The organism is Corallococcus sp. 4LFB (assembly GCF_046520365.1).
GTDB lineage: Bacteria > Myxococcota > Myxococcia > Myxococcales > Myxococcaceae > Corallococcus > Corallococcus caeni.
Genome location: NZ_JBKGHJ010000516.1, coordinates 1 through 5,563 on the forward strand (window position 1 = coordinate 1; position 5,563 = coordinate 5,563).

The following is a 5,563-nucleotide window of genomic DNA, read 5'->3' on the forward strand; positions in this document are numbered from 1 at the left end:
CCCGACTCGCCCGCCGCCCCCGCGCCCGCCCCGAAGCCGCCGCCGCGGCCCCGGCGAAGCCCAGCGTCTGGGACGTCAGCGTGGGCTTGAGCCTCATCTCCCTCACGGGCAACGCGTCCACGCTGACGGTGAGTGGCCTGGCGAGCGCGCTGCGCAAGACGGAGCACTGGATCTACTCCGTGAAGGCCTACGGTGCGTACGGCCGCAGCCGCCCGCCCCAGGTGGAGGGGGAGGTGGAGTCCCTGTCCCAGGTGGTGGCCCTCAACGCCGGCGTCGAGCTGCGCGGGGACCGCCGCTTCACGCAGGAGATCAGCGGCTACCTGCTGACCGGCGTCGACACGGACCACATCAAGAGCATCGAGGCGCGGCCCTACGGTGAAGCCGGCGCCAGCATCTTCTGGTTCGACACCAAGCGGGATGAGAAGGCCAGCGTGCGCGAGACCATCCTGCGCACCGACTTCGCCTTCCGCTACGCCCGCGAGACGCGCTTCCAGTACTACCCGGAGCGCATGGACCTGCCGGACGTGGACCTGGGCGGTCCGCGCTTCGGCGCCCTGTTCCGCTACGGCGTCTCCAAGGACATCACCTTCCAGGAAGAGGCGGAGATCCTGGTCAGCGTCATCAGCGACTCGCGCATCCTCTTCAGCAGCCAGACGCAGGTGATGGCGAACCTCACCGACGCGCTGGCCCTGGGCGTGGGCTTCCTCGTGAAGTCCGACAGCGCCCCGCCCCCGGGCAAGGTGTCCACCGACACGGCGCTCTCCTTCAACCTGACCGTCGCCCTGTAGTCCCCACCCCGCGAGGCACACCGCCCGCAAAAGCGACGCGGCGCCAGGGAAGAAACCCGGGCGCCGCGTTCGTGCTTCAGGGGACCGCGAGGAAGCGGGGACTACTCGTGCGTTTCGTGTCCCTGCTTCTGGAGCTGCTGGTGCCCGCCGTGGCGGCCTTCCGCCGGGTTCGCGCCGATGTCCACCGCCTGGAGGTCGCTGTACTGCGACCCCGGGGGGTTGGCCAGCCGGAAGCGGGTGCCCAGGTCCATCAGCGAGAAGCCGATGAGCAGGACCACGAAGATGATGGACACACCGAAGACCAGGCGGTTGGCGCCCTGGTGCTCCGACAGGTGCATGAAGTACAGCGCCACCAGCGTGCCCTTCACGCTGGCGATGACGAGCGCCAGCAGCAGGCCGAAGCTGGGCAGGTGCATGCGGCCGGTGAAGACCGTGACGAGCGTCAGCACCAGCAGGGCAATCCAGATGACCACGTAGCGCCCGGCGCCGTGGTGCTCCTGCATGTTCTGCTCTTCCTGATGCGATTCGTTGGCGATGGCCATGTCGTAACCCTCAGACCAGGTACAGCATCGGGAAGAGGAAGATCCACACCAGGTCGACGAGGTGCCAGTACATGGAGCCCAGCTCGACCTGCGTGTAGTTGTTCGCGCTGAAGTCCCCGACGCGGTACGCGCGCACCGTGGCGAACGCGAGCACCGTCATGCCGATGACGACGTGCAGCGCGTGCAGCGCGGTGGAGGCGAAGTACACCGTGAAGTACAGCGGCGCGCCCGGCAGCTGGATGCCTTCGTAGAAGTAGTAGCGGCCCGGCAGCGTCCCGATGTGGAACTTGTGCTTGTACTCGAAGAACTTGATGACGAGGAAGCCCATCGCCATCAGGAGGGTGAGCACGTTCATGTGCCCCACCATCTTGTTCTTCCCCTCCTTGGCGTAGTGCACCGCCATGGCGGCGGTGAACGAGGAGGTGATGAGCACCACCGTGTTGATGGTGCCCATCGTCAGGTCCAGGCTGCGGCTGGAGGCCGCCCACGCTTCCGGGAACAGGAAGCGGTAGGCCGCGTAGCACGCGAAGAGCCCGGCGAAGAGCAGGATTTCCGTGGCGAGGAACAGCCACATGCCCAGCCGCGCCGCGTGCTTCTGGACCTCCAGCGACGCGAAGTGGGCGGCCAGCTTGGGACCGGGCACCGAGCCCGGCGTCACGTGCGCGCTAGACATCCGACACCTCGCCCTCGGCCTTCTTCGGATCCACGTAGAAGTGCGGCTCCTCGGGATACGTCGGCTGCGGGCCAATGAAGTTGTGCGTGGGCGGAGGGGACATCGTCAGCCACTCGTAGCCCTTGCTGTTCCACGGGTTGTCCACGCGCTCGCCGTAGATGAGCGCGTACGTCAGGTACATCGCGATGATGATGAACCCGAACGCGAGCAGCGAAGCGCCCGCCGTGGACGCTACGTTCAGCGCCTGGAAGCGCTCCGGGTACTCGTAGTAGCGGCGCGGCATGCCCGCGTTGCCCACGAGGAACTGGGGGATGAACGTCGCGTTGAAGCCCAGGATGATGAGCGCCGCGGACACCAAGCCCCACCCCTCGTGGTACATCTTCCCGAACATCTTCGGGAACCAGTAGTGGAGCGCGGCCAGGAAGGCCATGATCGTCGCGCCCACCATGATGAAGTGGAAGTGCGCCACGACGAAGTAGGTGTCGTGCCACGCCACGTCCAGGGACACCGTCGCCACCGCGATGCCCGTCATGCCACCGAACACGGTGAAGAACAGGAAGCCGCAGAAGTAGGCGAACGGGGTGCTGAACTCCACCGCGCCCTTGTAGACGGTGCCCACCCAGTTGAAGACCTTGATGGCCGTGAACACGCCCACCAGCATGGACAGCACGCCGAACACGCCGGCGTTGAAGGTGGACTGGCCGGACACGAACATGTGGTGGCCCCAGGCGAAGAAGCCCACGAACGCGATGCCCACGCTCGAGTACGCCACCGCGCGGTAGCCGAAGATGTTCTTGCGACTGAACGTGGAGACGATCTCGCTCATCACGCCGAACGCCGGCAGCACCATGATGTACACGGCCGGGTGGCTGTAGAACCAGAACAGGTGCTGGAAGAGCACCGGGTCACCGCCGCGGGCCACGTCGAACATGCCCAGGCTGAACAGGTTCTCCGCCGTCACCAGCAAGAGCAGCAGGCCAATCACCGGCGTCGCCAGCACCTGGATGCAGCTGGTGGCGTAGAGCGCCCACACCATCAGCGGCATCTTGAACCAGGTGATGCCCGGCGCGCGCATGGTGTGCGCGGTGACGATGAAGTTCATGCCCGTGAGGATGGAGCTGAACCCGATGATGAACGCGCCGAAGAGCACCGGCGCCACCGTGGTCGTCGTGTGCGCGCTGTACGGCGTGTAGAACGTCCAGCCGGTGTCCAGGCCGCCGTTGAGCATGCCCCAGAGCGCGAAGCCCGCGCCGGCCAGGTACACGTAGAGCGACAGCAGGTTCAGGCGGGGGAACGCCACGTCCTTGGCGCCCAGCATCAGCGGCAGCATGAAGTTGCCGAAGATGGCCGGGATGGCAGGGATCATGAACAGGAAGATCATGACGATGCCATGCAGCGTGAAGACGCGGTTGTACGTCATCGCGTCCATGATGGTCGGACCGGGCGTCAGCAGTTCGATCCGGATGAGCAGCGCGAAGATGCCGCCCACCAGGAAGAACAGCAGCACCCAGGCCATGTACATGATGCCGATGCGCTTGTGGTCCACCGTCAGCAGCCACGACTTCACCGTGGTGCCGTCCGTCAGGTAGCTCGGGTGGTGGCCGTGGTCGTCGTGCGCCTCATGGCCGGGGACGGCCCCCGGCGCGGCGATGCTACTGGATGGGGTCATAGGCGGGGCCCTCGGAAGCGGTCTCGCGCACGTTCGCGGTGCGCAGCGTCTTGATGTACTCGACGATGGCGGCCGACTCGGGGCCCTGCAGCTTGCCCTGGTAGGTCGGCATCACGTTCTGGTAGCCGGCGACGATGTGCGCGCCCGGGTCCATCATCGACTGGGTGATGTAGGCTTCATCCACGCGGATGTCCTGGCCGTCCTCGAGCTTCTCGTTGCGCTCGTAGAGGCCCAGGAAGGTGGGGCCGATGTGCTTCGAGCCGTCCACCGAGTGGCACTTGAGGCAGCCCTGCGTGCCCACCAGCTTCTGGCCCTGCTCGGCCATGCGGGCCACGGGCGGCACGAGCGACGTGTCCGCCAGCGCGTCCTGCCGGTCCTGCAGGCGGCCGCGCTGCTGCTCCTTCAGCCAGTTCTCGTAGTCCTCCGGCGCGAGCACGACGACCTCCGCCAGCATCTTCGAGTGCGACAGGCCGCAGTACTCGGTGCAGAGCACCTGGTACGTGCCGGGCTTCGTCGCCTCGAACCAGGCCTGCGTGTAGCGGCCCGGCACGGCGTCCATCTTGATGCGGAAGGACGGGACGTAGAAGGAGTGGATGACGTCGCGGGACGTGATGAGCAGGCGCACCGGGCGGTGGGCCGGCACGTGCAGCACGTTCACGCCGTTGGGGCCCTCCGGATAGGAGAACTTCCACATCCACTGCTTGCCCATGACGTAGACATCCATCGAGTCCTTGGGCGGGGTGGTGTACCAGGTGAAGTCCCGGAACCCGATGGCGAACCACGCCAGGAAGAACACCAGCGGGACGGACACGAAGAGGAACTCCGTCTTCAGGTCCGGCACCACGTATTCCGTGTGCTGGTGGGTCTCCCGCCGACGGTAGCGGAAGAACATGAAGAGCGCCGCGAGGCCGACGCCCGCGGACATCACCATCGTCGTGCCGACGACGAAGTAGTGCAGGAAGTCGACCCGTTCCGCGAACGTGGACGCGCGCTCCGGGAGGAACAGGAATTGGTTGGCCAGGTCGCTCATGTAGTCGCGCCTTTCTTCAGCTCGCGCCTCCAGAAATAGATCAGCATCGTGGCCAGGGCGCCGAAGACAGCCAGGGAGCCCAGGCGGATGAACCCGAAGATGTAGAAACCGTACCGCCGCGTGGCGGTGTCATACTTGAAACAGGACATGATGATGCGATCGACGCTCGTCCCGACCCGACCGCCCGCTGCTTCCAGCAGCGAAAGCTTCACGTCCTTGCGGTCGAACGACGTGCCGTAGAGGTAGCGGGAGATGCTCCCCTCCGGCGTGAGCACGGTGACCACCGCGGGGTGGGCGTACTGCTTCGTGCTCGGTTCATACGTGTATTTGAAGCCCACGGCGTCGGCGAGCTTGTGGATGTTCTCGTCGGTGCCGGTGAGGAAGTGCCACGGAGCCGTCTCCGGCTTGCCCATGGACTGCAGATACTTGCGACGCCGCTCGGCGCTCTGCGCCGGGGTGTCCTTGGGGTCGATGCTGACGGTGACGGCCTCGTAGTCCTTGCCCAGCTCCAGGCCCAGCTCGCGCATCACGCGGACCTGCTCGTTGATGACGAGGTTACAGAGCATGGGGCACTCGTAGTACACGAGCGTGAGCAGGGTGGGGCGCGTCTTGGACAGCAGCGTGCCCAGCCGCACCTCCTCCCCGTTGGAGTTCACGAGGCGCGTCTCCAGGGGGAGCGGTTCCCCCAGGTGCTCCTCCACGTCCACGCCCGTCACCGGCGGGGGCAGGTCGGAGTCCGCCTCCACGATGGCGCGGGGCGTCCTGCCTCCACCCGGCAGGGCGAACGCGGGCGTGGCGCTGGTGAGCACCAGCGCGAGCGCCGCGAGGAGCCCGGCGGCGCGGGCGGAGGAGTGCGGGAAG

6 protein-coding genes are annotated in these 5,563 nt (G+C 66.4%); 1 reads left to right on the plus strand and 5 read right to left on the minus strand.

The window, feature by feature from the left end; translation table 11 throughout:
• Positions 1-788, plus strand: a 788-nt coding sequence (locus ACLEQD_RS35645) for a DUF481 domain-containing protein (protein ID WP_410390269.1), incomplete at its 5' end; no start/stop codon positions are given.
• 101 nt (positions 789-889) lie between these two features.
• On the opposite strand, the gene ACLEQD_RS35650 is transcribed toward ACLEQD_RS35645, so the two are convergent.
• From ACLEQD_RS35650 to ACLEQD_RS35670, 5 genes are read right to left on the minus strand one after another with little or no spacing between them, the layout of a single operon-like run.
• Positions 890-1,330, minus strand: coding sequence for a cytochrome C oxidase subunit IV family protein (locus ACLEQD_RS35650; protein WP_410390271.1), 441 nt, complete (start codon positions 1,328-1,330; stop codon positions 890-892).
• 10 nt (positions 1,331-1,340) lie between these two features.
• Positions 1,341-2,003 carry a cytochrome c oxidase subunit 3 family protein gene (locus ACLEQD_RS35655; RefSeq protein ID WP_171421749.1) on the minus strand — a complete coding sequence of 221 codons (663 nt, stop codon included), beginning with the start codon at positions 2,001-2,003 and terminating at the stop codon, positions 1,341-1,343.
• Entirely contained in the window at positions 1,996-3,672 is a 1,677-nt protein-coding gene (locus ACLEQD_RS35660) for a cytochrome c oxidase subunit I (protein WP_410390273.1), read from the minus strand. Before ACLEQD_RS35660 ends, ACLEQD_RS35655 begins: the two co-directional genes overlap by 8 nt.
• Positions 3,656-4,702: a cytochrome c oxidase subunit II gene (gene coxB, locus ACLEQD_RS35665; RefSeq protein WP_410390275.1), complete on the minus strand. Its 1,047-nt coding sequence runs from the start codon at positions 4,700-4,702 to the stop codon at positions 3,656-3,658. Before coxB ends, ACLEQD_RS35660 begins: the two co-directional genes overlap by 17 nt.
• Complete coding sequence (locus tag ACLEQD_RS35670; RefSeq protein ID WP_410390277.1) at positions 4,699-5,514, minus strand: SCO family protein; 816 nt, start codon at positions 5,512-5,514, stop codon at positions 4,699-4,701. The genes coxB and ACLEQD_RS35670 overlap by 4 nt, the downstream gene beginning before the upstream one ends.
• Between the last annotated feature and the right edge of the window lie 49 nt (positions 5,515-5,563).

Excerpts from the sequence above, each read along its gene's own strand:
- ACLEQD_RS35660 (WP_410390273.1), bottom strand. The coding sequence starts at position 3,672 with ATGACCCCATCCAGTAGCATCGCCGCGCCGGGGGCCGTCCCCGGCCAT.
- ACLEQD_RS35650 (WP_410390271.1), bottom strand. The coding sequence starts at position 1,330 with ATGGCCATCGCCAACGAATCGCATCAGGAAGAGCAGAACATGCAGGAG.
- ACLEQD_RS35655 (WP_171421749.1), bottom strand. The coding sequence starts at position 2,003 with ATGTCTAGCGCGCACGTGACGCCGGGCTCGGTGCCCGGTCCCAAGCTG.
- coxB (WP_410390275.1), bottom strand. The coding sequence starts at position 4,702 with ATGAGCGACCTGGCCAACCAATTCCTGTTCCTCCCGGAGCGCGCGTCC.